The organism is Ralstonia sp. R-29 (assembly GCF_049913345.1).
Lineage (GTDB): Bacteria > Pseudomonadota > Gammaproteobacteria > Burkholderiales > Burkholderiaceae > Ralstonia.
Genome location: NZ_CP184378.1, coordinates 1,314,313 through 1,339,715 on the forward strand (window position 1 = coordinate 1,314,313; position 25,403 = coordinate 1,339,715).

At 63.7% G+C, this 25,403-nt stretch carries 21 protein-coding genes; 3 read left to right on the forward strand and 18 right to left on the reverse strand.

Features of this window, described 5'->3' with window-relative positions:
• Nucleotides 1-4: 4 nt before the first annotated feature.
• From ACN9M1_RS23095 to ACN9M1_RS23110, 4 genes are all read right to left on the reverse strand, one after another.
• Nucleotides 5-1,303, reverse strand: coding sequence for a paraquat-inducible protein A (locus ACN9M1_RS23095; RefSeq protein ID WP_426399172.1), 1,299 nt, complete (start codon nt 1,301-1,303; stop codon nt 5-7).
• Nucleotides 1,304-1,378: 75 nt separating this feature from the next.
• Nucleotides 1,379-2,842, reverse strand: a complete 1,464-nt coding sequence (locus tag ACN9M1_RS23100) for an efflux transporter outer membrane subunit (RefSeq protein WP_426399173.1) — start codon at nt 2,840-2,842, stop codon at nt 1,379-1,381.
• A 2-nt stretch (nt 2,843-2,844) separates the two neighbouring features.
• Entirely contained in the window at nt 2,845-6,012 is a 3,168-nt protein-coding gene (locus ACN9M1_RS23105; RefSeq protein ID WP_426399174.1) for an efflux RND transporter permease subunit, read from the reverse strand.
• Nucleotides 6,009-7,175: an efflux RND transporter periplasmic adaptor subunit gene (locus ACN9M1_RS23110; protein WP_426399175.1), complete on the reverse strand. Its 1,167-nt coding sequence runs from the start codon at nt 7,173-7,175 to the stop codon at nt 6,009-6,011. The genes ACN9M1_RS23105 and ACN9M1_RS23110 overlap by 4 nt, the downstream gene beginning before the upstream one ends.
• 362 nt (nt 7,176-7,537) lie before the next feature.
• On the opposite strand from ACN9M1_RS23110, the gene ACN9M1_RS23115 reads away from it, so the two are divergent.
• A complete protein-coding gene (locus tag ACN9M1_RS23115; RefSeq protein WP_426399176.1) occupies nt 7,538-8,254 on the forward strand; it encodes a TetR/AcrR family transcriptional regulator in 717 nt (238 codons plus the stop codon).
• Between the two features lie 33 nt (nt 8,255-8,287).
• Here ACN9M1_RS23115 and ACN9M1_RS23120 read toward each other — a convergent pair whose 3' ends face one another.
• The 3 genes from ACN9M1_RS23120 to ACN9M1_RS23130 all read right to left on the reverse strand — a co-directional run bounded on the left by ACN9M1_RS23120 (nt 8,288) and on the right by ACN9M1_RS23130 (nt 11,411).
• Complete coding sequence (locus ACN9M1_RS23120) at nt 8,288-9,346, reverse strand: AI-2E family transporter (protein WP_426399178.1); 1,059 nt, start codon at nt 9,344-9,346, stop codon at nt 8,288-8,290.
• Nucleotides 9,347-9,440: 94 nt separating this feature from the next.
• Complete coding sequence (locus tag ACN9M1_RS23125) at nt 9,441-10,337, reverse strand: LysR family transcriptional regulator (protein WP_426399179.1); 897 nt, start codon at nt 10,335-10,337, stop codon at nt 9,441-9,443.
• 360 nt (nt 10,338-10,697) lie between these two features.
• Nucleotides 10,698-11,411, reverse strand: a complete 714-nt coding sequence (locus ACN9M1_RS23130; protein WP_426399181.1) for a TSUP family transporter — start codon at nt 11,409-11,411, stop codon at nt 10,698-10,700.
• Between the two features lie 743 nt (nt 11,412-12,154).
• Between ACN9M1_RS23130 and ACN9M1_RS23135 the strand changes: the two genes are divergently transcribed.
• On the forward strand, nt 12,155-12,337 hold the full coding sequence (locus ACN9M1_RS23135; protein ID WP_426399182.1) for a hypothetical protein: 183 nt from the start codon (nt 12,155-12,157) through the stop codon (nt 12,335-12,337).
• 219 nt (nt 12,338-12,556) lie between these two features.
• On the opposite strand, the gene ACN9M1_RS23140 is transcribed toward ACN9M1_RS23135, so the two are convergent.
• From ACN9M1_RS23140 to ACN9M1_RS23175, 8 genes are all read right to left on the reverse strand, one after another.
• On the reverse strand, nt 12,557-14,071 hold the full coding sequence (locus ACN9M1_RS23140) for an aldehyde dehydrogenase family protein (RefSeq protein ID WP_426399184.1): 1,515 nt from the start codon (nt 14,069-14,071) through the stop codon (nt 12,557-12,559).
• 68 nt (nt 14,072-14,139) lie between these two features.
• Nucleotides 14,140-15,207 carry an extracellular solute-binding protein gene (locus tag ACN9M1_RS23145; RefSeq protein WP_426399186.1) on the reverse strand — a complete coding sequence of 356 codons (1,068 nt, stop codon included), beginning with the start codon at nt 15,205-15,207 and terminating at the stop codon, nt 14,140-14,142.
• An 11-nt stretch (nt 15,208-15,218) separates the two neighbouring features.
• Nucleotides 15,219-16,379, reverse strand: coding sequence for an NAD(P)/FAD-dependent oxidoreductase (locus tag ACN9M1_RS23150; RefSeq protein WP_426399187.1), 1,161 nt, complete (start codon nt 16,377-16,379; stop codon nt 15,219-15,221).
• A complete protein-coding gene (locus tag ACN9M1_RS23155) occupies nt 16,376-17,749 on the reverse strand; it encodes an FAD-dependent oxidoreductase (RefSeq protein WP_426400712.1) in 1,374 nt (457 codons plus the stop codon). The genes ACN9M1_RS23150 and ACN9M1_RS23155 overlap by 4 nt, the downstream gene beginning before the upstream one ends.
• Nucleotides 17,749-18,072, reverse strand: a complete 324-nt coding sequence (locus ACN9M1_RS23160; RefSeq protein ID WP_426399188.1) for a (2Fe-2S)-binding protein — start codon at nt 18,070-18,072, stop codon at nt 17,749-17,751. Before ACN9M1_RS23160 ends, ACN9M1_RS23155 begins: the two co-directional genes overlap by 1 nt.
• Complete coding sequence (locus ACN9M1_RS23165; RefSeq protein WP_426399189.1) at nt 18,069-18,863, reverse strand: ABC transporter permease; 795 nt, start codon at nt 18,861-18,863, stop codon at nt 18,069-18,071. The genes ACN9M1_RS23160 and ACN9M1_RS23165 overlap by 4 nt, the downstream gene beginning before the upstream one ends.
• 10 nt (nt 18,864-18,873) lie before the next feature.
• Nucleotides 18,874-19,740: an ABC transporter permease gene (locus tag ACN9M1_RS23170; protein ID WP_426399190.1), complete on the reverse strand. Its 867-nt coding sequence runs from the start codon at nt 19,738-19,740 to the stop codon at nt 18,874-18,876.
• A complete protein-coding gene (locus tag ACN9M1_RS23175; protein ID WP_426399191.1) occupies nt 19,737-20,831 on the reverse strand; it encodes an ABC transporter ATP-binding protein in 1,095 nt (364 codons plus the stop codon). Before ACN9M1_RS23175 ends, ACN9M1_RS23170 begins: the two co-directional genes overlap by 4 nt.
• Nucleotides 20,832-21,150: 319 nt before the next feature.
• On the opposite strand from ACN9M1_RS23175, the gene ACN9M1_RS23180 reads away from it, so the two are divergent.
• Nucleotides 21,151-21,963 (forward strand): IclR family transcriptional regulator, encoded by an 813-nt coding sequence (locus ACN9M1_RS23180; RefSeq protein WP_426399192.1) that lies wholly within the window; start codon nt 21,151-21,153, stop codon nt 21,961-21,963.
• Nucleotides 21,964-21,979: 16 nt separating this feature from the next.
• On the opposite strand, the gene ACN9M1_RS23185 is transcribed toward ACN9M1_RS23180, so the two are convergent.
• From ACN9M1_RS23185 to ACN9M1_RS23195, 3 genes are all read right to left on the reverse strand, one after another.
• Nucleotides 21,980-22,576, reverse strand: a complete 597-nt coding sequence (locus ACN9M1_RS23185) for a nucleotidyltransferase family protein (protein ID WP_426399193.1) — start codon at nt 22,574-22,576, stop codon at nt 21,980-21,982.
• Entirely contained in the window at nt 22,576-23,010 is a 435-nt protein-coding gene (locus tag ACN9M1_RS23190) for an organic hydroperoxide resistance protein (protein WP_426399194.1), read from the reverse strand. Before ACN9M1_RS23190 ends, ACN9M1_RS23185 begins: the two co-directional genes overlap by 1 nt.
• 134 nt (nt 23,011-23,144) lie before the next feature.
• On the reverse strand, nt 23,145-25,388 hold the full coding sequence (locus ACN9M1_RS23195; protein ID WP_426399195.1) for a molybdopterin cofactor-binding domain-containing protein: 2,244 nt from the start codon (nt 25,386-25,388) through the stop codon (nt 23,145-23,147).
• Nucleotides 25,389-25,403 lie beyond the last annotated feature (15 nt).

Genomic DNA, 25,403 nt, shown 5'->3' on the forward strand with positions numbered 1-25,403 from the left:
CCGTTCAGGCATCGTCTTGCGCGGATTCGGCGTCGTCGGGAACGGGGTCCCAGATCAGCCGGGGGTCGAACTGCATGGAGGCGATCATGGTGAGGATCACCACCGCGCCAAAGGCCAGTGCGCCCGGGCCAGCGGTGATGACGGCGAAGGAACCGAAGTGCACCAGCGCAACCGTGAGCGCCACCACGAACACATCGAGCATCGACCACCGGCCGATGCGTTCGACCAGGCGATAGAGCCGAGTCCTTTCGTGCGGGCGCCAGGTGGAGCGCCGATGTGCCGCGAATACCAGCAGCGCCAGAATGGCGAGCTTGAGCATCGGTACCACCACGCTGGCAATAAAGACGACGGCAGCCAGGCCCCAATCGCCGGAAGTCCAGAAGTACGCCACCCCGCTGAGGATGGTGTCGTCTTCTGAGCGGCCGAGTGAGGTGCTGTGCATGACCGGCAGCAGATTGGCGGGGATGTAAAGCAGCGCGGCCGCCAGCAGCAATGCGGCGGTTCGTGAAATGCTGGCGGGACGGCGTTCGTGCAGGGCCGTATGGCAACGACTGCACCTTTGGTGTGCTTCGCCATCGTGAAGCGGTTGCACGCTGCCGCAGGTGTGGCAGACAACCAGCCCGGCCTGTTTTGCGGAGACCGCCTTCACTGCGTCAGCTCGCAATGCGGCAGACGGCGTCGCACCGTCCGGTGCCTCGATCTCATCGCAGGCGTGCCAGAGCCTGTGCGGATCGAACCGCGAAACTAGCGCCAACAGCATCGTCAACGCGCCGAATGCAAACAGGCCGGCACCAGGAATGACCCGCGCGAGGCTGACCATTTTCACTGTCGTGACGAGCACGCCCAGCATGAACACTTCGATCATTCCCCAAGGCCGGAGCCATTGAAGAAACCGGATGACGCGGCGAAAACCAGGAGGCACAGTGCACGCGCGCAAGGGAAGCAACACGTAAAGCAACGCGAGCAATTCCATCGCAGGAAACAGCGTGGTCGTAAAGAACACGACCGCAGCCACGATGTGCATTTGCCCTGCCCATAGGGAAGACACTGCGTCAAGCAACGTGGCCTGCGATGCCATGCCCTGCGCCTTGAGCGCAATGATCGGGAAGCATTGTGCGATCGCCAACGCAATGAGCGCCGCAACCGCCATGGCGCAGGTGAAGTCGAGTGTCGGGCGGGCGTAATGGGCGCCGCTCAGGTCGTTCGCACAACGCGAGCATCGGACGTGCAAGCCATCCAACAGTGGCGGCCGCCGAAACACGCGGTCGCATTCATGACAGGCAATCAGGTGGGCGGATTCCATGGGAATGGCCTATTGCAGGCGAAGCGCGGCACTCCACGCTTGGGGCGTAGAGGCCGGGCCTATCCAAAGGCAATGTCAGTCTTTGGCGATCGTCTGATCGGTGTTAGCGGGCAGTTCACCCATGGCCTGCAGCAACGCAGCCGTGTCGCTCATGCGCCGGCTGGTGGCACGCACGGTGTCGAGCTGTGCGTTCAGGTACTGCTGCTCGCTCGACTGCTCCGCGGATGCGGGCAACGCTCCCAAACGACGGCGCGATGCGGTCTCCTTGAACGCGGTACGCGCTGCTGCCGATGCCACTTCGGCGGAAGCGAGCGTCTGCGCATCGTTCTCCAATGCGGCGAGCGTATCGGCAACGTTCTCGAATGCCGACAGCACGGCCGACTTGTATTGCAGTACCGTTGCGTCATACAGCTCGAGCGTCGCCCGGCGGTGCGCCATCAATGCGCCACCGTGGAAGATGGGCTGCGATAGCCCCGCGCCCACCGCCCACAATCCACCCGCACCGGACAGCAGTGCCGGCCAGCTCAACCCACCGCGGCCCAGCGCGGCGGTGAGCGACAGGCTCGGGAAAAGCTGTGCGGTGGCCTCGCCCGCATCTGCTGACGCAGCCTTGACCGCAGCGGCAGCGGCGCGGATATCCGGGCGAGCACGCAGCAGATCCGACGGCACGGCAACAGGCACCTGGTTCGGCAGAGAAAGGCTGCCGAACTCCGGAACGGCAGGCGCTGCATCCGGCGTGCGGCCCAGCAACACCGCCAGTGCGTGGATGGACACCGCGCGCTGTTGACGCAACTGCGGCAGCGTCGCGGCCAGCGATGCGGCGCTTTGCGTCGAAGCCAGCGCCTGCGCATGCGACAGCGCCCCCAGCTCATACCGCCGCTGGCTATCGCGCGCCGTCGCGTCTGCCACCACAACAAGGCGTTCCGTCAATGCAATCTGCTCATCCAGCGCTGCTGCGTTGATCACCGTGCCGACGATATTCGCGGCGAGCGCACGTCGTGCCGCCTCCAGTTCGCAGCCGCGCACGTCCACCCGCGCCGCGCTCGCGGCATTGGCATAGCGGGTCGCACCAAACAGGTCGAACGTGTAATGCGCCTGCAATTGCCCAACGAACACGTTGTAACGCAGCGCCTCGGGCCCCACGCCCGTCAGGTTTGGCGTGCGTTGGCGCGCGACCTGCGCCCCGGCATCGAGGGACGGCAGCGTCGATGCACCTACCTGTGCACGCAGTTCCTCCTGCGCGGCGGATAGGGTCTTTTGCGTTGCGGCCAGCGTGGGGTTGTTGCGCAACCCCTCTTCCACCAACGCGTTCAGCGCATCGGAGCGATAGAGCTTCCACCATTGCGGCACCGGCGCCGCCCCCACATCAAACTGCTGGGCAACGCCTGCCGCTTCCACCGTCTTTGCAGGTGGCGTGGTCATGCCGTAGTGATCCGGCGAGGGCACGGCAGGCGGCGTGCTGGTCGGCGCCAAGGAGCATGCCGTGAGTGCGAGGATCGACGCTGCGGCAAGCGCGCACGTCATACGAGAGCGTTTCATGATCAATTCTCCAGGGCTGCGTTGCCGGCCGCAGGCAGTTCCCGTTCGTCCGGGCGGACCTTGAAGCACGCGGCATACAGCGCCGGCAGGAAGAAGATGGTCAGGACCGTGGCGATGGTGATACCGCCCATCAGCGCGGTGGCCATCGGCCCGAAGAAGCCCGAGCGCAGCAGCGGAATCAGCGCCAGCACTGCCGCAGCGGCCGTGAGCATGATGGGCCGGAAGCGCCGCACGGTGGCGCCGATGATGGCGTCGAAGCGTTTTTGGCCCGCCGCAATGTCCTGGTCGATCTGGTCCACCAGGATCACGGAGTTGCGCATGATGATGCCGAACATGGCGATCACCCCAAGCAACGCCACGAACCCGAATGGCTTGCCGAACAGCAGCAGCGCAGTCACCACGCCAATCAGGCCCAGCGGTGCGGTCAACACGACAATGAACGTGCGCGAGAAGCTCTTGAGCTGGATCATCAGCAGCGTCAGCACGGCAATGATCATCAGCGGCATCTCGGCATTGATCGACGTCTGGCCCTTCACGCTCTCTTCCACCGCCCCGCCGATCTGGATGCGATAGCCCACAGGCAGCTTGGCGCGTTCAGCGGCGAGTGCCTGATCGATGTCACGCGTCACGCCAATGCCTTGCGCGTTGCCGCGCACGTCGGCCTGCACCGTGATGGTCGGCTGGCGGTCACGTTCCCAGATCACGCCGTACTCCAGCTTGTTCTGCACGTGCCCAAGCGCGCCGAGCGGTACCGGACCATTGGGCGTCGGCATTGCCAAGCCAGCGAGCTTGGCGGGGTCGACACGTTCCGTCTTCGGTGCCCGCAGATCGACGTTGATCAGCTTGTCGCGCTCGCGATACTGCGTCACCGTATAGCCAGACAGCGTCATGGCCAGGAAGTTGGAGACATCCTCCGACGTCACGCCGAGCTGCCGCGCCTTGATCTGGTCGATCTCGAACGACATCGAACGTTCTGCCGGTTCATCCCAGTCGAACTGCACGTTCTGGGTGCGGGCATCGGCACGTACCTTCTCGGCCACCTTGTCGGCGATGTTGCGTACGGTAGCAATGTCGTCACCGCTCACACGGAACTTGATCGGGAAGCCTACGGGCGGGCCGTTCTCAAGCTGGGCGACACGGGTTCGGACACCGGAGAAGTCCTTCTCCAGCGTGGCGTTGAGCCAACGCGACAGTGCATCGCGCTCTTCCACATTCTTGGCGGTGATCACGAACTGTGCAAAGTTCGGCTGCTGAAGCTGCTGGTCCAGCGGCAGATAGAAGCGCGGCGCACCGGTGCCGACGTAGTCGACAAAGTGTTCGATCTCTTTTCGGCCATCCAGGGCTTTCTCCAGGCGCTTTGCCTCGCGCAGTGTGGCATCAAACGAAGCCCCCTCCGGCAAGCGCAGATCCACCAGCAACTCAGGCCGCTCCGAATTTGGGAAAAACTGCTGCGGAACACGGGTGAACGCTGCCATGCCTAGTGCAAACAGCACGGCCGTCACACCCAGGACCGCCCAGCGACGCTCGATGCAGAACGAGATCCAGCCGGACAGACGCTGATAGAAGCCGGTGTTGTAGATATCGTGCTCATGACCATGCTCGGCAGCGCCGTTCTTGTGCTCCGGCAGCATGTGATAGCCCAGCAGCGGCACCAGGACCACGGCGGCGAACCACGACACGATCAGCGAGATGGCGGACACCTCGAAGATCGAGCGTGTGTACTCACCCGTGCTCGACTTGGCCAGCGCGATGGGCAAGAAGCCAGACACCGTCACCAGCGTGCCGGTCAGCATCGGGAATGCCGTGCTGGAGTAGGCAAAAGCTGCGGCGCGCATGCGGCTCCACCCTTGCTCCAGCTTCACAGCCATCATCTCGACGGCAATGATGGCGTCGTCCACCAGAAGCCCGAGCGCAAGCACCAGCGTGCCTAGTGAAACCTTGTCCAGCCCGATGCCAAACATGTGCATGCACAACGCCGTGATGGCCAGCACGATCGGGATGGAGATCACCACAACCATGCCCGTACGCAAGCCCAGCGATACCAGGCTGACCACCAGCACAATCGCCACGGCTTCGCCCACCGAGCGCACGAATTCGTCGACGGAGTGCTTGACGGCATGCGGCATGCTGGCGACCGGCGCCAACTTCAGCCCTGCCGGCAGCGTCGCCTGCAGCTCGCCCGCCGTGGCGTCGAGCGCCTTGCCGAGGTCGATCACGTCGCCGCCCTTCTGCATCGTGACGCCAATGCCCAGCACGGCGTGGCCGTTCGTGCGCATCTGCGTGACGGGCGGGTCGTCATAGCCGCGCGTGATCTTGGCGATGTCGCCCAACCGGAACGAGCGCTTGTTCACGGTGATCAGCATGTCGGACAGCGCCTGCACATCCTTGAACGCGCCGGTGGGCCGCACGAACACGCGGTCGTCAGCAGTCGTGATGGTGCCGACCGGTGCCACGGTGTTCTGTGCGTCGATCGCCTGTGCGATCTGCTGCGGCGTGATGGCAAGCCGCGTCAGTTGCGCGTTGGAGATTTCGATGAAGACGTGTTCAGCCGGATCACCAAAGTAGTCCACTTTGGCGACGCCAGGCACACGCAGCAGCACGGTACGCAGCTTGTCTGCATAGTCGTGCAGTTGCGCGGGCGAGAAGCCGTCGCCTTCCAGGGCGTAGATATTCGTGTAGACATCACCAAACTCGTCATTGAAGAACGGTCCGACCGTGCCCTTGGGCAAGTTCGCGCGGATGTCGCCCACCTTCTTTCGCACCTGATACCAGGTCTCCGGCACGTCCTTGACGGGGGCGGAGTCCTTCATGGCGAAGAAGATCATCGACTCGCCAGGGCGCGAGTAGCTCTTGATGTTGTCGACATACGGCGCGGCCTGCAGCTGGCGCCCGATGCGGTCGGTGATCTGCTCCTGGACTTCGCGCGCGGTGGCGCCGGGCCAGTAGGTCTGGATCACCATCGTCCGGAACGTGAACGGCGGATCTTCTGACTGCGCAAGATGCGTGTAGCCAATGACGCCAAACAGCGTCGCCAGCCCGATCAGGAAGATCACCAGCTGCTGGTGGCGCAGGGCCCAGGCCGACAGGTTGAAGCCGCCCTCGTCCGCCGGGGATGCAGACGTCGCCACCTGCTCGGCGCCCTGCACGATTTCGCGATCGCCCGCACTCATGATGCAAAGTCCTCAGGGCGCAGGGGCGCAACCACTTGCACGTGTTGCCCGGCATTGACGGCGTGCACGCCCTGCATCACCACGCGATCGCCATCGCGCAAGCCGGAAGCGACCAGCACACTACGTTCGTCGTAACGCGCGATGGTGACCGGGCGCAGCTCCAACGTATCCGTGTTCGCGCGTACCACCCAGACCGCAGGCTCTTCGCCGCGGTGGAACAGTGCGGTCACCGGCAGCTTGAACGGATGCGCAGCCACCGCATCGCCCTTGGCATCGAAAGCGATATTGGCGGTCATGCCCATGCGCACCGCAGCGCTTGGCGCCGCGAGCGACAGCTTGACGCGCCACGTACGGCTTTGCGGATCGGCCGCGGGCGAGACCTCGCGCACGCGCGCCTCAAAGGTTTGCGAGGGCACGGCCGGCAGGCTCACGCGCGCCGTGCTGCCAACGGTGAGGGAGGACAGCGCACGCTCCGGGGCATCGCAAACGATGTCGACGTCGCCCGTCCAATCGAGGTGATAGATCGATTGGCCCGCCTGGACGTTCTGGCCGGTGTCGGCATCCTCCGACGTGATGACGCCGTCGTGGTCTGCCACCAGCGTGGCGTAGCGCAGGCGATCGCCCACGAGTGTGGCTTGTGCCCGTGCGGAATCGCGTTGCGCAAGCGCGGAGGCATAGGCGTCCTGCGTCTGCTCCATCTGCGCCGGCGCAATCAGGTTCGCCTGCGACTGCGCACGGTCACGGTCCAGCTGTTGCTTGGCATAGACCAGCCGATGTTCTGCGGCTTCCAGTTGCGCGCGGGCATTGGCCAGATCGTTGCGCAGATCTGCCTGATCCAGCATCGCCAGCACCTGCCCTTCCTTGACGGTATCGCCGATGCGCACGCGGCGCTCGACCACTTTGCCGCCAACACGGAACGACAGCGGCGTGGAATACCGCGCCTGCACCTGCCCGGGCAATGTGTTCGCGACGGCGTTGCCGTCTGGATGCAGCGTCAGCGCAACGACCGGCTTGGGTGCCGCGACAAGGGTTTCACTGTGGTGACAGCCCGCCAGCAACACAGCGCAGCAGGCGGCAATGACAACAGGCGCGCGTTTGGAACGCCCGACGACGGACAGTTGGGGGCGCGCTGTCGTTCGCGCTTGACGACCGGGATATTTCACGATGTTTCCAAGCAAGTGATGGCCTAACGAACAATGGGTCACGCGCATTCCGGGGCCGCGCCTCTTCTGCGCGATCAGCCCTCGGGTAACGCGTAACGGAACTCGGATGTCGGGTACGCGAGTCGCCTGTCTCCACGGCGTTCAGGAACCACTTCTCGGCAAATGGGCTGCATTCAGCTGGCAAGCCAATGGCGGACGGCTCTCTGGCCTTTGTCGCCGGGCGCTTGCCCCATCACCGCGTCCTACTCAGGGCAATTCACCCTGATCGACCCTACGGACGACATTAAACTCATAACTGATAACATTGTCAACTATGACGCAATCCACTATCATCCACCTGTGAACACACTCTTCGGATCCCTATGCGGAACCTCATGAATCGCGTGGCAGAAGGCCGCCGCCAGCGGCGCGGCACGCGGCGCAAACAAGAAACACGGGCGCGCCTGCTTCACGCGGCGTTGGCGCTGCTGTCTGAAAAAAGCATCGAGTGCGTCTCGATCAGTGAGATCACCGAAGCCGCCGATGTGGGCTTCGGCTCGTTCTACAACCACTTCGAATCGAAGGAAGGGCTCTTCGCCGCCCTCATCGACTGGGCGTTTGAAGACTTCGCCGACCGGCTGGATGGGGTTGCGCATGGTGTGACGGACCCGGCCGAGATCATCGCCATCTCGGTCCGTCACACCTTGCTGCGGGCGCAGCGCGAACCGGTTTGGGGCCGGCTGCTGATGCGGGAAGGCATCTCTACACGCGCCCTGACGCGCGGCCTCGGCCTGCGCCTGCTACGTGACAGCAAGCGCGGCCTTGCCGCCAAGCGTTTTGTCGTGGCAGATCCGCTGACAAGCGTGCTTTCTGTGATTGGGACCGTGCTTGCCGGCGTTGCGGCGGAGCTGCACTTTTCGACAACCGCGGCCGCTCCTGAGCGTGGCCACCCAGCGGCGGCCGTTCGGGTGGAGCGTCTGGCCGAGCGTGCGGCCGTCTTCGTACTCCAGGCGCTGGGGGTGAAAGGCGCGGAGGCGGAACGCATCGCGCAACTGCCGCTGCCAACAGTCACGGACGTCAACACCCCCGCCCCAGCCTAAGCCCTTGCGACACGCGGCGAGGGCACGCATCGATCAGGTTTGATAGAGCGCGCTCGCGAGGTAGCGGTGACGCAACGCCCGTAGCGCTGCCGCAAGAATGGCGCTGGCAGGCAACGCCAGCAGCACCCCAAAGAATCCGAACAGGTGGCCAAAGGCCAGCAGCGCAAAGATCACGGCCAACGGGTGCAAGCCAATGCGCTCGCCAATCAGGCGCGGCGTAAGGAAGACGTTCTCAAGGATCTGACCCAGGCCATACACCACAGCAACAGCGCCGATGCCATACAGATCGCCAAACTGCAGCACGGCGGCCAACATGGCGAGCGCCAGGCCAGCGGCAAATCCCACATAAGGGATGAACACCGCCAAGCCAGTGAACAGGCCCAGCGGCAAGGCAATGTCGAAGCCAGCCAGCGTCAAGGCGATGGGGTAAAACGCAGCCAGGACGACCATCACCAGAAGCTGCCCGCGCAGGTATTGCGACAGCATCCGGTCAATGTCGATGACGAACGCCCGCGTCCTGGCAAGCCACCGACGGGGGATCAGGCTTTCCATGCGCCGAAACATCTGGTGCCGGTCGTAGAGCAGATAGAACAGCACCAGCGGCACCAGTACCACGTTACCGATCACGGTCAGCATCGCGTTGCCGCTGGTGCACAGGTATTGCCAGACGGCGAGGACAGAGTTGCCATCGCCCCCAGAGTGCGGCGCGGACAGCAGATCGCGCAGATGCGCCAAATCCAGGTCGACGCCAAGCCCCAAAACGGCCAGCTTTGGCTGCAGCCAGGCATTCAGGTTGGCAAGCAACACGGGAATTTTTGCCTGGAGTTGCGGACCTTCGGTCTGGACGACGGCGAACATGAGCGTGACGAGCAGCGCCGCCAGCGCCGCAAAGCAGAGGATCATCGCCAGCGCGGCGAGCCACCGAGGCACGCGGTGTCGCGCCAACCACTCCACCCCCGGCTGCAGCATGTAGGCAATGAGCGCGCCCAGCAGGAACGGCGTCAGCACCGGCCGCAGCGCCCACATGAGTCCACCGATTGCCAACGCAACAAGTCCCCATAGCCAGGCTTGGCGCCGTATCAGGGTGGACATCGGCGTTTTCGAACCGCGCGCGCTACCTTGATGATGGACATTGCACCGTTCGCAATAGGCAACAGTGCTCGCCCGAGAAGACGGTCCCCGCATCTCACCGCTCCTCGAAGTACGCGACGGCATGGTCAATGAAAGCCCTGACTTTGGCGGGCACCAGCGTTCGGCTCATGTAGGCGAGGCGAACCTCCGCTGCGGTATCCAGGATGTCGTGTTCACCCACCAACCGGACGAGGCGCCCTTCGCGCAGATCGTCTTCCACCAGTGCCAATGGCAACAGCCCCATGCCAAGTCCTGCCAGCACGACTTCACGGTTGAATGCGGCGTTGTTCGAGGCAATTTCATACCGCAGCGGAACCACCAGCGGCGCCCCATCCGTGCTGAACGTCACGATGGGCTTGTGCACGGAAGGCGGCACGGTGACGAAGACATGGTCGGCCAGATCGGCCGGGTGACACGGGCGCCCACGCGCGTCCAGGTAGTGCGGTGTCGCCACAACCGCCAACGGCAAGCGATGCAGCAGCCGCGTCACAGCCAAGTCGGTGGCCAACATGAACGGCAATACCAAGCCGATGTCGTAGCCCTCGGTTGCCAGATCGACGGCGCCCTCCACCAAGGTCACCTCAACCATGACGTTCGGGTTCTTGCGCTTGAACGATGCCACCAGCGGCGCAAGCCACCTCGACGTTGCAGTGGTATGCGCAACGAGCCGCAAGACGCCGACCGGCAGATGCCCCTGGCTGCGTGCGTCGGATTCCAGGCCATCCAGATCGTCGAGCACACGGCAGCACCCGTCGTAGAAGCGGTGCGCCGCGTCCGTCAGCGAAAACTGCTTGGTGGATCGGTGGAAGAGGCGCGCGCCGAGCCGCTCTTCCAAGGAAGTCATCGCTCGCGATACAACCGACGGCGATACCCCGAACATCTGCCCCGCGCGCCTGAAGTTTTTGACTTCGACGATCGTACGAAAGAGCCGCAAGCTCTCGAAATGGTCCATAAGCACCTCTAACAAGGCTCGCAGGTGCAGTCGCAGATTGACGCGGCAGCTAAACCGCGTGCGCTATCCGCCTTTTGACCGCACAGCAACCGCCCGTTGATGGTGCCAGTTCCGCCGCGAGCAAGCGGAATTTAGTCATAACTGATATTTTTGTCAACCATGACAGATAAGCCAAAATCTGGAGGAGAGTTTCCAAAGGAATGTGTGGTCAGAACGGTGGGGGGGATGCGTTGCAGGGGACATCGCTCCAACCGGGCAGAAGACCTTGAACCTCGACGAGGCAGTGAATTCTGGAAACGTCTTCACCCCGGGCCAAAAGGTTCCCCTGCGGGTACCGTTTGCTCAACGGCTCCCGAGTCTTCAGAAGAACAGCGCACGTATGACAAGCGCCAGCGACGATAGTCCCGCGATGGAAAGCAGGATGGGTCGCAATCTTGCTCCATCTAGTCGACCGCGCGTAAATCGAGATGCGTAGAAGCCCACGGCCAATGGCGGGAACATGGCAATTCCCCAGAGCAGCTCCTTCAACCCGAACCGACCCGCGACGGACAGCACCCCGATCGATATGGTCGCCCCGATCGCGAAAAATGCACTGAGTGTGCTCCGCAGCGTGGGGCCACTGGCGTTCTGATAGACCAGCGCCATCGGAGGGCCGCCAACGGATGTCAGTGTGCCCATGAAGCCGGACGCAAAGCCCGCCCCGACCAAAGCGACGGGAGTGGGCCGCACGCCGCCGCCCCGGAAACTTAAGCATGTGGCAACCATGACCAGGCTGCCACACACGACATCATAGGTACGTGTAGCTAACAGCCCGACAGCGAGCCCAGCGAGTAGCGCGCCAGGAAGGCGGCCCATCAGCGCCAGACTCACCCCGCGCCGATCGAGCCATTTGCGGTCTCTCCACGCGGTCAGACCAGATAGTGCGGCCGAGCTCAATAGCACGGGGCCAGGAACTAAGGCCGGTGCAACCAACTGCAGTAGCGGCGCCGTCAGCAGAGCATAGGCAAACCCCACCGAAGCTTGCACGTAGGCCGCAAGCGCAATCACCATGAAAGCGAGCGAGAGGGTGAGCATCGGACTATCCCCACACGTCCTGCTGCTCAAGGCACCCGACGATTCCACGTGCCCCGTCGAGAACGGAAACCTCCGTCGTTGCCATCGCGGGCGAGGGTCGAACCGCCGCCTTGTAACGGTTACCCGTTCGGACAAGCTCTTTTACCTGCAACTGCTTTTGATCCTGTTTCATGAATCCAACAATGGGCACAGCAAGATGTCCCTCCGAAAAATGGTTGCAGAAAATACTCGACGCACGCCAGCCGTCGCTACAGGACGGTTGCCCCACTTATCAAAATTCAATGGAAGCCCGCTTGCGGGGCCAATGAAAAGCCGTTGTTGGGGAATGACTTGGTCCGTGGAACGCGCCATTAACTACGTTCTTTTTCGATAGCGCTGGCGGCTTCGAACGCAGTGGATTTATGACGTTCGCGATATATTACAAAAAATGTGCGAGATTTGGCAGATTTCGTCGCGGTGTAAATTTTTCATTCTCAAAAATCTTCACAAACATTATTTGAGAGGCACCAATCCCGTATATTTGCAGCCCCCAACATCTGTAGATTTCCTGCGAACAGTAGATGTCGGCAGCCACATTATTTTTTATATCTGACCCGAAGCCGATCAAATCGAGCGACGGTGCAATCTGATCGCACGGTGGTCAGCAGCACACTATTTTCTCGTCTGAATGGGGGAATATCTTGCCTCCCGATTCAGGGGCGAGCAGCTTTAACCGCCCAGCGGATACTGCAAAAGGAGAGCGCATGAAGATCAAGATTGAAATCAAGGGAGACGACTTGCCGCTTTCAATCGATCATGCAGGCCAAGCAGTGGAAGACGCCATCCGCTCGCATATGGAGACATCTCTTTCGGATGGGAATATCAGCGCGACAGTAGGTGGGGCGATCGAATATGAGATCGAAGTCGTGGTGGTCAGTGACAAATAAGAAAGCGGAACACGGAAAACGTGCTTTTCCCGATCCTCGTGTTTGTGATGACACCGTCAGTCAGCGTCCGAGAATCGACGCCCTAGTCGTCAAGGGAGTACGTTGACCAGGGCTACCTCCAGCATCGATGCAGGCGTGCGCGACGAAGACCGACATGTTCCTGTCCGCCGGTAATCGTTCATCCGGGATATCCGGACCTATTCAATCGCCTCAGCGGCATCACACGTCAAACCGCACGCCCTGCGCAAGCTGCAGCGTGTTGCTGTAGTTGATCGTGTTGGTGGCGCGGCGCATGTAGCCCTTCCACGCATCGGACCCCGATTCACGCCCGCCACCGGTCTCTTTCTCGCCGCCGAAGGCGCCGCCGATCTCCGCGCCGGAGGTCCCGATATTGACGTTCGCAATGCCGCAATCGCTGCCCGCTGCACTCAGGAAGGTTTCCGCCTCCTGCAGATCCCGCGTGAAGATGGCGGACGACAAGCCTTGCGGCACGCCGTTCTGCAACGCAACCGCCTCGTCAAAATTCCGATAGGTCAGCACGTAGAGGATGGGGGCGAACGTCTCGTGCTGCATGACGGCGCTCTGCGCAGGCATGCGCACCAGCGCCGGGGTGACGTAGAAGGCCCGGTCGCCCAGTTCTTCTCGCACGCGTGTACCCCCGAAGACCTCGCCACCTTCGGCACGTGCCTGGGACAGCGCCGATTGCATCGCTTCAAAAGCCGCGCCGTCGATGAGCGGCCCGACCAGCGTATCGGCTTGCAGCGGGTTCCCGACCGCGACCGATGCGTAGATGCGTTGCAGGCGGTCCACCAGTGTGTCCGCCACGCTCTCGTGCACGATCAGGCGACGCAGCGTCGTGCAGCGCTGGCCTGCGGTCCCCACGGCGGCAAAGGTGATGGCGCGCACCGCGAGTTCCAGATCAGCGCTGGGCGCGACGATCATGGCGTTGTTACCACCTAGTTCCAGAACGGCGCGGCCAAAGCGGCCGGCCACCAGTTGGCCGACTGCGCGGCCCATGCGCGTGCTACCCGTGGCGCTGACCACCGGCACCTTCTCAGAACGTGCCAAGACCTCGCCAACCTCGCGGTCGCCAATCAGCAGCTCATGCAAACCCGCCGGCGCCACACCGGGGTGCGTGCGCTCGAACGCCGCAATCGCCTGCTGCAGTAGCGCGTGGCAGGCCATGGCCGTCAACGGCGTCTTTTCCGACGGCTTCCAGATCACGCTGTCGCCGCACACCAGCGCCAGTGCGCTGTTCCACGCCCACACCGCCACCGGAAAGTTGAATGCAGAGATCACCCCCACCGGGCCCGCCGGATGCCACGTCTCCATCATGCGGTGGCCGGCGCGTTCCGAAGCGATGGTCAAGCCGTAAAGCTGGCGCGACAGCCCGACCGCAAAGTCGCAGATGTCGATCATCTCTTGCACCTCACCCAGCCCTTCCGAGAGGATCTTGCCCGCCTCCAACGTAACGAGTCGCCCGAGCGTCTCTTTGTGCTCGCGCAACTGCACGCCCAGCAGGCGCACCAGCTCACCGCGTACGGGTGCAGGCACCATGCGCCATTTGAGGAACGCTGCATGGGCCCGGTCGATGGCGGCAGTGGCGTCATGCGCGCTGACAAACGCCACGGTTCCGATCACAGAACCGTCAATCGGCGAGGTGACCGCATGGCCTTGCGCCACGTTGGCCTGTGCATGGATGGAAAGCGAAGTGAGCAGGTCGGAAGTGTTCATGATGCCGATGAGGTGGTTGCGGCTCGCCCACGTCACCGCGGCGAGCCGGAGTTTCCAGCGTAGTGGATTCAGCGTTCGACCGTCTTATTCCAGCGCGTACTCCAGGCCGGGCGCTGCGCGTTAATGACGTCCCAGTCCATGACCACCGCCGTGCGCGCGTACTCCACCGCGTGCTTGATCAGCGCATCGGTGTCAGCGGGCAGCGGCGTCTTGGGGTTGGCGGGGATGCTGGCGCCGCCTTGCAACGCCTTGGCCTGCGCACCGGGCGACAGCAGGAACGCCGCCAGCTTCTGCGCGAGTGCGGGCTCGTCATTCTTGGCGATCACGCATTCCATGGTGTTCAACGCCACCGCGCCCTCCTTGGGCTGGGCGTATTCCACCGGCAGGCCCTTGCCCTTGAGCACCATCACCTGCGTGGGGGTGGACGGGAACAACCCCGCCTCGCCGGTCTGCACCATCTCCGAAAGCTTGGCTGAATTGGCCACGTACTCACCAACGTTCGCCCCCACGCCGGTCTTCCACGCCTTGAAGCCCGGTTCCACATTACTTTCGGTACCGCCGTTGAGCCGGTTCACCATCAGGAATGCATGCAGCCCGAACGTGGATGACGGCAGCGACTGGAAGATGACCTTGCCCTTGAACTTCGGGTCGGCCAGGTCCTGCCACGACGTGGGCGCGGTCCAGCCCTTCTCCTTGAACATCTTCGTGTTGTAAGCCAGGCCCGTCATGCCGATGCTGACGGCCGCAGCCATGTTTCCCTTGATGCGCGCGTTGGCAGGAATGTCTTTCAGCTCGGGGCTGTCGGCCAGTTTGTCGCACAGGCCCATGCCGATGGCGCGGTACATCACGCCGTCATCCAGGAAGATGAGGTGCATCTGCGGCTTGTCCTTGGTGGCCTGCACCTTGGCCAGGATGTCGGAAGAGGTGCCGGGCACCACCACCACCTTCACGTTGTTTTCTTTCTCGAATGCCGGAAAGACGTGGTCAACGTAGGTGCGCTCCATCACGCCGCCGTTCATGCCGACGTACAAGGTCTTGCTCTGTGCCGACACGCTGGGCAGATACGACAGCGCGCCCAGTGCAATGCCGCAGCCCACTGCCACCTTCATCATGCCGATGCGGTTTCCCTGTTTCATGCGCCATTCTCCTAAGAGTCGTGAAAAGAGGGCTCGGCGTGCGTAGCACCAAGCCTGGTTTGTTGAAAACGTGCAATGGAAAACGCATCGATTGGCGTGGAGGTTGCGCCGTCGCGCACCAGTTCTGCCAGCACCTCGCCGACAGCCGGGCCAATCTGAAAGCCCGCCCCGGCAAAGCCGAATGCATGGATCAAGCCGGGCGTGGTCTGGCTTGGCCCGAGCACGGGCTCGCGGTCGGGCAGGTAGCCTTCGGTGCCGCTCCAGGTGCGGATGATGTGGGCATTGCGCAGCGCCGGAAACAACGCCACCGCCTGCTCCAGCACCGAGAAGATCGCGCTGCGGCCCGAGCGTGCGCGCGTGTCATCCAACGCATAGCCGCGCGCACCGCCGATCACGCAATTGCCCCGCCGGACCTGTCGGCCATACAAACCGCCGCCCTCCACGCCGACGTTGACGTTCATGAACAGCGGTAGCGGTTCGGTGACGGTCATGGCGGGGTGCGCGCTGATCATCGGGACCTCCTCGCCGAACATGCGGGCGATGTCGTTGGCCCAGGCACCCGCGCAGTTCAGCAGCACGCGCGAGCGCACCTCATGACCACTGCGCGTGCGTAGCCAGAAGCCGCGGTCGTCGTGGGCGAGTTCGTCCACCTGTTCGCCCTCGATGATCTGCGCGCCTTCCTCGCGGGCCGCCCGTGCAAACGCTGGCGACACCAATCGCGGATTGGCATGACCATCATCCGGGCACAGCGACGCCCCCACCGCGATGTCGCCCAGCCACGGATACGCGCTGCGCAGTTGTGCGCGACTCAGCAGTTGCAGACCCAGATCGAAGTCGCGCGTGCGATCTCGATACGCTTCGAGCGAGGCCATGTCCTGTTCGCTGCGCGCGACCTTGAGGTGCCCCGAGCGCTCGTATTCGCCATCGATGCCGATGGTCTGTTGCAACTGTCCCCAGATGCGATGCGCGCGCTGCGACAGCGGCAGTTGCACCAATGACCGCCCCTGCCGGCGCACGCCCCCATAGTTCACGCCGCTGGAGCGCGAGCCACACGTATCGCGCTCCACCAGCGTCACGGCAATCCCCATGCGCGCGAGTGCCAGCGCCGCCGATGCCCCCACGATGCCGCCGCCCACAATCGCAACGGTGGTGTCCAGCTTGACCCCGCTCATGATTGCGTCGCCTCCTCCGGTTGCAGGAAAGCGATCGGCTTGATGGGCGCCTGCGCACGCAACCGGCCCACATCGGCGATGTCCCTCGACACGGCATGCGCAAGAATCTCGCACGCGGCGGCGCCGCACATGCGCCCCTGGCACCGGCCCATACCCACGCGGGTGAAGGCCTTGGCTCGGTTGATCTCAGTCAGGCCGTTGCGCTGGATCTCCGCACGGAACTCGCCGACGGTGATCTCCTCGCAGCGGCACAGCAGCAACGTGTCGTCGCAGGTGCTGGTCCAGTCTTCGGGAAACGGAAACGCCTGCTCCAGCGCCACCCGAAAGCGGGCGATGCGGGCGAGTGCGTTTTCCAAGATCGCCACACGATCCGCCGCCACCGTCTTGCCGCAGTCTTCGAGAACGGCCAGCGCAGCCCGCTCACCCGATAGCTCCGCCGCATCCGCGCCCATGATGCCGGCCCCGTCTCCAGCCAGGTAGACGCCGGTCACGCTGCTGCGACGTGCTGCGTCGACCTGGGGGACGTAGGCACGGTTGAGCGGATCAAACACGAATGCGCAGCCAAGCAAATCGGCGAGTTGGCTTTCCGGCCGCAAGGCATAACCAAAGCCCACGGCATCGCAAGCGAGGCTGTGTTGCGCGTCGCCCTCTTTCCAGTGGATACGTTCGACACGGTCAACGCCTTCCACCGAGCCGATGCGAATACCGGTACGGATGGGCACTCCGGCCAAACGCAGGCGCGTGCGGTAGTAGACGCCCTTGGCCAGCAGCGCTGGCAAGCGCAGCATCTGCGGAGCCGCCTTCGCTTGCTGGCGCAGCGGCGTGGTATCGAGCACGGCTGCCACATGCGCGCCGGCTTTCATGTACTGATACGCCACGAGGTAGAGCAGCGGCCCGGTGCCGGCAAACACCACGCGCTCGCCAATCGCGCAGGCTTGATACTTCAGCGCGATCTGCGCGGCGCCCAGCGTGAAGACGCCCGGCGTGGTCCAGCCGGGAAACGGCAGCACCCGATCCGTCGCACCCGTGGCGACAATCAGGTGCGTGTACGGCACCCGCTCCGGCTGCCCATCGCGGATGGCATCAACCACGCCATCCTCAGCGTTCCAGACCAGCCGGCCTGGGCGATAGTCGACTTGGTCGAGGATGTCGCGCATGGCCGCATGCACACCCGTCGCGCGCTTCGCTTCAAAACCATAGAGTGTGCTGGGCGAACGTGTGAACCCCAGCGGTTGCTGGCGGTAGATCTGCCCGCCCCACGCCGGCGCTTCATCGAGCACGGTCGGCCGCTGGCCGCGAGCCACCAGCGTCTGCGCCGCACGGATACCGGCCGGGCCCGCGCCGATGATGACCACTTGCGGTGTCGCCATCATGCGCACTCGCTCCCGTCGGTGACGATGCGCATGCCCTCGCTCGCCAGGGTGGAACACGCGCGCAGTCGCTCGCCGGATTCCGTGCTGACCCAGCAGTCCTGGCAGGCGCCCATCAGGCAAAAGCCAGCGCGCGGGGCGGATGAAAAATCCGCATGCCGCAGCACACTGCGCTGGGTGAGCACGGCGGTCAGCACGGTGTCGCCTTCCAATGCGCGGGCCGGTACGCCATCGATCGTGAATGTGATAGCGCGGCGGCCGGTTTCCGCGACTCGGCAGAACAGCGCGCCGGGCGTTTTTTTGGCGGGGGTATCTGTCGTCATTTGCTGCCCACCAACACTTTGTCCAGGCCGTAGATGCGATCGATCAACAGCATGCCGACGCTGGTGATCAGGATCATCAACGCGGAGACCGCGGCCATCATCGGGTCGATCGATTCGGTGGCGTACATGTAGATGCGCACGGGCAGCGTGACCGTGGAAGGGGCGGTCACGAACACCGACATGGTCACTTCATCAAAGCTGTTGATGAAGGCGAGCAGCCAGCCGCCCGCCACCCCGGGCAGGATGAGTGGCAAGGTCACGCGCAGGAACACCACCGTGTTGGAGGCCCCGAGCGACTGCGCCGCATGTTCTGCGCTGAAGTCCATGCCCTCCACCGAGGCAATCACCAGCCGCAGGATGTACGGCGTGATCACCACCACATGCGCCAGCACCAGCCACGTAAAACTGCCCGTGGCGCCCATCAGCGCAAATAGGCGCAGCAGGGCGATCCCCAACACCAGGTGCGGAATGATGACGGGCGAGAGCAGCATGCCATTGATGAAGTCGCGCCCGCTAAATCGGTAGCGCGTGAGCGCGATGCCAGCCGGCAAGGCCAGCGCCGTTGCAATGGAGGCCGAGAGCAACGCAAGCTGCACGCTGTTGTAGAAGGCCTGCATGAAATCCGGATGCGCAAACACCGCCTTGAACCAGCGCAGCGAAAACGCCGTGGTGGGAATCTGCATGGTGTTCTCCGGCGTGAACGCCACCAGGCAGACAATCACCAGCGGCGCGAGCATGAACGCCACCACCAGGGTGTGAAACGCGAGGGCAATCGGTCCGTTCTTCTGCATGGCTTCGCCCCTAACCCAGCGTCTTCTTGTACCGGCGCTCCACCAGCCGGTTGTACGACATCATGATGATGAGGTTGGCCGCCAGCAGCGTGAGCGCAATGGCCGCACCCAGCGGCCAGTTCAGCTCGCTCAGAAATTCGTCGTAGACCAGCGTGGCCACCATCTTCAAGCGCCGCCCACCCAGCAGGCCCGGAATGGCAAACGAACTCGCGCTCAGGCCAAACACGATCAGGCTGCCCGACAGCACCCCCGGCAGGATCTGCGGCAGCACGATGCGGCGCATGACGGTGGCCTGCGAGGCACCGAGCGACATGGCCGCCTGCTGCGTGGAAGGGTCCAGCTTCTGCAGCGATGTCCACGCCGGGATCACCATGAAGGGCAGCATCACGTGCACCAGCCCGACCACGATGGCCGTCTGCGTGTAGAGCAACTTCACCGGTTCAAAACCCAATCGGATGATCGCCTGATTGACCAGCCCTTCAGGCCCCAACAGCAAGCTCCAGCCGAATGCGCGCACCACCACCGACACCAGCAACGGCGCCAGAATCACCAGCAGGAAAATCGAACGCCACGGCGCGCGCATGCGGCTGAGCACATAGGCTTCCGGCACGCCGATCAACGCACACAGCACCGTCGTCACCAGCGCCAGCCAGAAGGTGCGCAGGAAGATGCCGGCGTAGTAATCGTCGGTAAAGATGGAGGCGTAGTGCAGCAGGGTGGCGGTGGGCTGAATGCCCGTTGCCGGGTCAAAGCCCTGGAACGACAGCACCGTCACCAGCAGCAGTGGCAACAACAGCAGCAGTGCGAACAACGCGCTGACCGGCGTGGCTAGGAGAATGGGCGTGCCGGCCCATCGGCGCACGGGGCGCGGGTTCATGCCACAGCCTCCGCGGGTTGCGCGGTGGCGGCACAAGCGTCGTCGCCCACCAGCCGCAATTGCTCGTCGGCCCACAGCAGCCCGACCACGTCGCCTTCTGCAGGCATGGCCGCACCGTTGTTGGGCTGAACGACATTCAGCACGCCGATGCTCGTGTCGATGGTGAACAGCCACTGGCTGCCGAGAAAGAAGCGCGCATTCACCGTACCGCTGAGTCGGCCGGCCTCGTGTGGCGCCAAGGCGATCTTTTCGGGCCGCAGGCACACGCGCACCTCGGCGCCCACCTTATGACTGGCCGTAGCAAAGTGGAATTTCAGCGCGCCCACAGACACGAACGCCCCGGCGCCGTTCAGCGCCTCCACACGGCCATCCAGCACATTGGCCTTGCCGACAAACTTGGAGATAAATTCCGAGCGCGGATATTCGTACAGACGATAGGGCGCCCCCACCTGCGTGATGCGCCCGTTTTCCATCACCACCACACGATCGCTGATCGACATCGCTTCCGCCTGGTCGTGCGTGACCATGATGGTGGTGATACCGAGATGCCGCTGGATGGAGCGGATTTCAAACTGCATGTCCTCGCGCAGCTTGGCGTCGAGGTTGGAGAGCGGTTCGTCCAGTAGCAGCACGGATGGGCGAATCACCAGCGCGCGCGCCAGCGCCACACGTTGACGCTGCCCGCCCGACAACTCGCGCGGATAGCGCTGCGCATGCTCATGGAGTTTCACGAGGGCCAGCGCTTCGTCCACGCGCTGTGCAGTCTCGCCCTTTGGCACCTTGCGCATCTCCAGGCCAAAGGCCACGTTCTGCGCCACGGTCATGTGCGGAAACAGCGCGTACGTCTGGAACACGATGCCAAGGCCACGGCGGCTGGGCGCCATGTGCGTGATGTCCTTGCCGGCCAGCAGGATGGTGCCCTTCGTCACCTCGGCAAAGCCGGCAATCATCTGCAAGGTCGTCGTCTTGCCGCAGCCGGAGGGGCCGAGCAGCGAGACAAATTCGCCCTGCTCGATGCTGAGGTCAATGTCGGAGACCACGGTGAGCTTGCCGTAGGTTTTGGTAATGCCTCTTAGCTGCAGGAACGACATGCGCTCTCCTTACAACAACCGACCATCAGAAACCCTGGCGCTGGCAGGCAATTCGCACCGGCTCGCCGTTGACGATTCAGTCTACTACACTGAATTCCGCCAGCCAAACTGAATGGCTGAATAAATTCCTTTCAATGGTATTCAGTCAACATATAATTCCATTGGACGGAATATCACCCATCAACACGGTGAGCCGATTCCGGGTGTCGGAATGAATCTGATGGCCGGGCGGGTATCTCCTGATACGGCCGCCGGCAGCCTCCAGCGCACGGAATACCCGCCACATCCATTCAACGTCTCTTTCGCCATGCAGAACCCCATGACGCCCACCGACGACAGCAAGGCCAGCGTGCTCGACAAGGTGTTTGCGCTGATGCGCGCACTGGCCCGCGCGCCGGCCGAGGGCACCAAGATCACGCAGCTCGCGCAGGACACGGGCCTGAGCCAAGGTACGGCGCACCGCCTGATGCGCGCGCTGGTGGAGCAAGGCGTGGTGGAGCAGGACAGCGCATCAAAGCGATACCGGTTAGGGCTCGAACTCTTCCGGATGGCCAGCACCGCCGGCAGCGCCGCTACGCTGCGCGACATCTTCCGGCCCGCGCTGCTGCGGCTCTCGGGTGCGCTCAAAGACACCATCTTCTTGCTCGTGCGCAGCAACTACGACGCCGTGTGCATCGACCGCAGCGACGGGCCGTATCCCATCCGCTCATTCACGGGCGACATTGGCGGCAGCATTGCCCTGGGCGTGGGCCAAGGCAGCCTGGCGATCCTTGCATCGCTGCCGCCGGCCGAGCAGGACGAGGTCATCCGCTTCAACCTGCCGAGGTTGAAGGAATATCGCCCCATCGATGAAGTCTTCCTGCGCACCGAAATTGCCCGCGCACGCGAGCTCGGCTATGTGGCCACGCAAACCGGCCTGATCGAAGGCATGGCCGGCCTGGCTGTGCCCGTATTCGATGCCAGCCGGCGGCCCGTAGCCGCCCTGAGCGTCGGCACCATTGCGGACCGGTTGACGCCCGAACGGCTGCCCGTGGTTGCAGCTATGTTGAAGAAGGAAGCCGATGCGCTGGGGCCGCTGATCAACCCGTTTGACCCGACCGTGCGGCGCCCCGCGAATTCATTTATCAGCTAGGCGCAGCGCTGTTAGATCAGCCCGCCAAATCCGCCGGTGTATCGACATCTCGCAGAACGCCGGCATCGTCCACGTTGATGCGGACGAGCGCAGCCGGATCGATCAAACGCCGGGCGCCTTCGTCACCATCGAGCGCCGTCAGGCCAGCAAAGTAGTCGGCACCAAAGCCGATAGGATGACCGCGCTGTCCCGCATGAAACGGCGCAACACAATGGTCGGCATCCATGGCTTGCGCGACCTGCTCGATGGTCTGGGGCGTAATCCACGGCATGTCGGCCAACGCGATGATCCAGCCGCCCGCATCCGGGCGCGCCGCAACACCCGCCGCCAGGCTCGCGCCCATGCCGCGCGCAGCGCTCGGGCAGCGGAGCACTTCGCAGCCCGCCTCCGCCAGCAATGCCGCCAGCTGATCGACCTGTGCGCCATGGGTGGCAGCGGCGGGCACCACGGCCACCACATTGGCCAGTGCTTGCTTCAAATGCCGCGCGGCCTGTACGGCCACAGGTGTTCCATCCGCCAACCGCACCAGCAGCTTGTTGGCCGCGCCCGCCGGATCGAATCGGCTGCCACGGCCTGCGGCCAGCAACACCCCCACCACCGGCCGCTGTGCCATCAAACCACCTCGGTCTTGAGCGTGACTTCCACGTTATTGCGCGTGGCGTTCGAATACGGGCACACCTCATGTGCCTTGGCGACCAGCGTTTCCGCATCGCTCTGCGACAAGCCGCTGATGCGCGCCGTCAGCCCCACCTTCAGGCCGAAGCCGCCTTCCGAGCGCGTACCGATGCCGACGTCGCAGTGGATCTCGATGTTGGTCGGGTTGAGCTTGAGCACGCTCTTGGCAACAAAGTCGCACGCCGAGCCGAAGCACGCGGCATAGCCGGCGGCAAACAGGTCTTCCGGCGTGGTGGTGTTGGGCTTGCCTGGGCCGCCCATGGATTTCGGCACCGACAAGTCGTGCGACACCTGTCCGTCTTCCGTCTGTGTGTGGCCGTTGCGGCCGCCCGTGGCTTTGGCGTGGGCGGTGTAGAGGATGTTCAATGCCATGACGTGCTCCTTCAGTAGGTAAACAACGCATTCCCGGACGCAAGATTCAGTCCGTTGAACTTCGATCCGCTGAACAACAAGGCCGGCACACATTGCTGCATGCCGGCCTTCATCACATCACGCCATCGTGACAACTACACCGTATCGAACGGCAGCTTGCGCAAGCGCTTGCCGGTCAGGGCAAACACCGCGTTGGCCACGGCAGGTGCAATTGGCGGCGTGCCGGGCTCGCCCAAGCCGGTGGGGTTGTCTTCCGACGGCACGAAGAACACGTTCACCGGCGGCGCGTCCGGGATGCGTACGGGCGGGAAGTCGGTGAAGTTGCTGTTCTTTGTGGCGCCGTTCTCGATGTCGATGGCAAAGCCGGGCTGGATCATCGCCAGGCCGAACACGCATGCACCTTGAATCTGCGCTTCGGCGCCCATCGGGTTGATCACGCGATTGGCATGCACGCCCGCTGTCACGCGATGCACGCGTGGCTTGCCCTGATCGACGGACACCTCCACCACATACGCCACCACCGAGTCGAACGATTCATGGACGGCCACGCCCCAAGCCTGGCCCTTGGGCAGCTTGCGCTTGCCGTAGCCCGACTTGTCGACGGCCAACTGCAGCGCCGCGCGATGGCGCGCGTGCTCCTTGCCGGTAAAGCGCGCCAGTCGGAACGCCACGGGGTCCTGCTTGGCGGCGTGCGCCACCTCGTCGACCATCGTTTCCATCACGTACGCCGTATGCGTATGGCCCACGGAGCGCCACCACAGCACGGGCACATTCACGTCCGGATGGTGCACCGTCAGCTGCATCGGGAAACCATAGTGGTTCTCGCTCACGCCCTCGACCATGGTCTCGTCCACCCCGTTCTTGACCAGGAAGCCCTCGAACGGCGTGCCCTTGATGATCGACTGGCCGACGATCACGTGGTCCCAGCCGACGACCTTGCCGCTGGCATCCACGCCCACGTTGACGCGGTGCAGATGCATCGGGCGGTAGTAACCGCCACGGATGTCATCCTCACGACTCCAGATCACCTTGACGGGCCCGTTGTGGCCGGCAGCCGCGTACGCCTTCGCCACGTTGGCGGCTTCCGTCAGATAGTCCGACGTGGGCACCGCGCGGCGGCCAAAACCGCCACCGGCCATCATGGTGTTGAGCTCGATCTTCTCGGGCGAGACGCCCAGTACCTTGGCAATGGCGCCTTTGTCAATCGTCTGGAACTGCGAGCCCACCCATACCTTCGCACCGCTCACCTTGCCGCCGTCCTTTTGCACATCGATCGTGCAGTTCAGCGGTTCCATCGGCGCATGCGCAAGATACGGGAACTCATAGTCGGCCTGGATACGCGTGGCGGCAGATTGGATCGCGCTCACATCAGCCGCCTTGGCCACCTTGCCGGGCTGACCGGCGAGCTTCTTGTATTCCGCCATCAGCGCGGGGGTGGACACGGTCGAGCCCGCGTCTTCCCACGTGACCTGCAGCGCGTCGCGACCCATCTTGGCAGGCCAGTAGCCATCGGCAATGACAGCCACACCCGTGCCGCCACGATCGGTCGGGATCTGCAGTACATCGACCACGCCCTTCACGGCCTTGGCGGCAGCCGCGTCGTACTTGGCCACCTTGCCGCCAAAGCGGGGCGGGCGCGCCAGCACGGCCACCTTCATGTTGGGCAGGCGCGTGTCGAGACCAAACTTGAGCGAGCTGTCGAGCTTCGCGCGTGCATCTAGACGCGGCGTGGGTTTGCCGACAATGCGGAACTGCGATGGATTCTTCAGCGTGACCTGCGCCGGCACGGGCAATGCCATCGCGGCCTGCGCAAGTTCACCGTACGTGGCGCGATGGCTGCCCGACGTGATCACGCCGTTGGCCGTGTGGCAAGTCGACGGATCGACCTTCCAGCGCTCGGCCGCCGCCGAGACCAACATCGCACGCGCCCGTGCACCCAGTTCACGATATTGCTGGAACGAATGATTCAGCGCGGTCGAACCGCCCGTCATCTGAATGCCGAAGCCTGGGTCCTTGTACGGATCGGCCGCTGGCGCGAGCATGCCGCGCACGTTGCGCCAATCGACGTCGAGTTCTTCGGCCAATGCCATCGGCAACGCCGTGTGCACGCCTTGCCCGAACTCGAGACGGTTCACTGCAACCGTCACGGTGTTGTCCGGCGCAATGATGATGAAGGCCTGCGGCGCCGAAGGCGGCTTTGCCTTGGCGTCCTGGGCGCTAGCCAGCGCCGGTGCAATGCCCAGGGCCAGTCCGCCGCCTGCCAGCGTCGAGAGTTTCAGAAAGCTGCGGCGATCAAGCGTCGCTGCACCGGCATCCGCAGACGCGGGTTGATGTTGCGCGCCGCCACCGGCCAGCGCTTCCAGGTTTCGAATACGCATCGTGAGTTCTCCGGT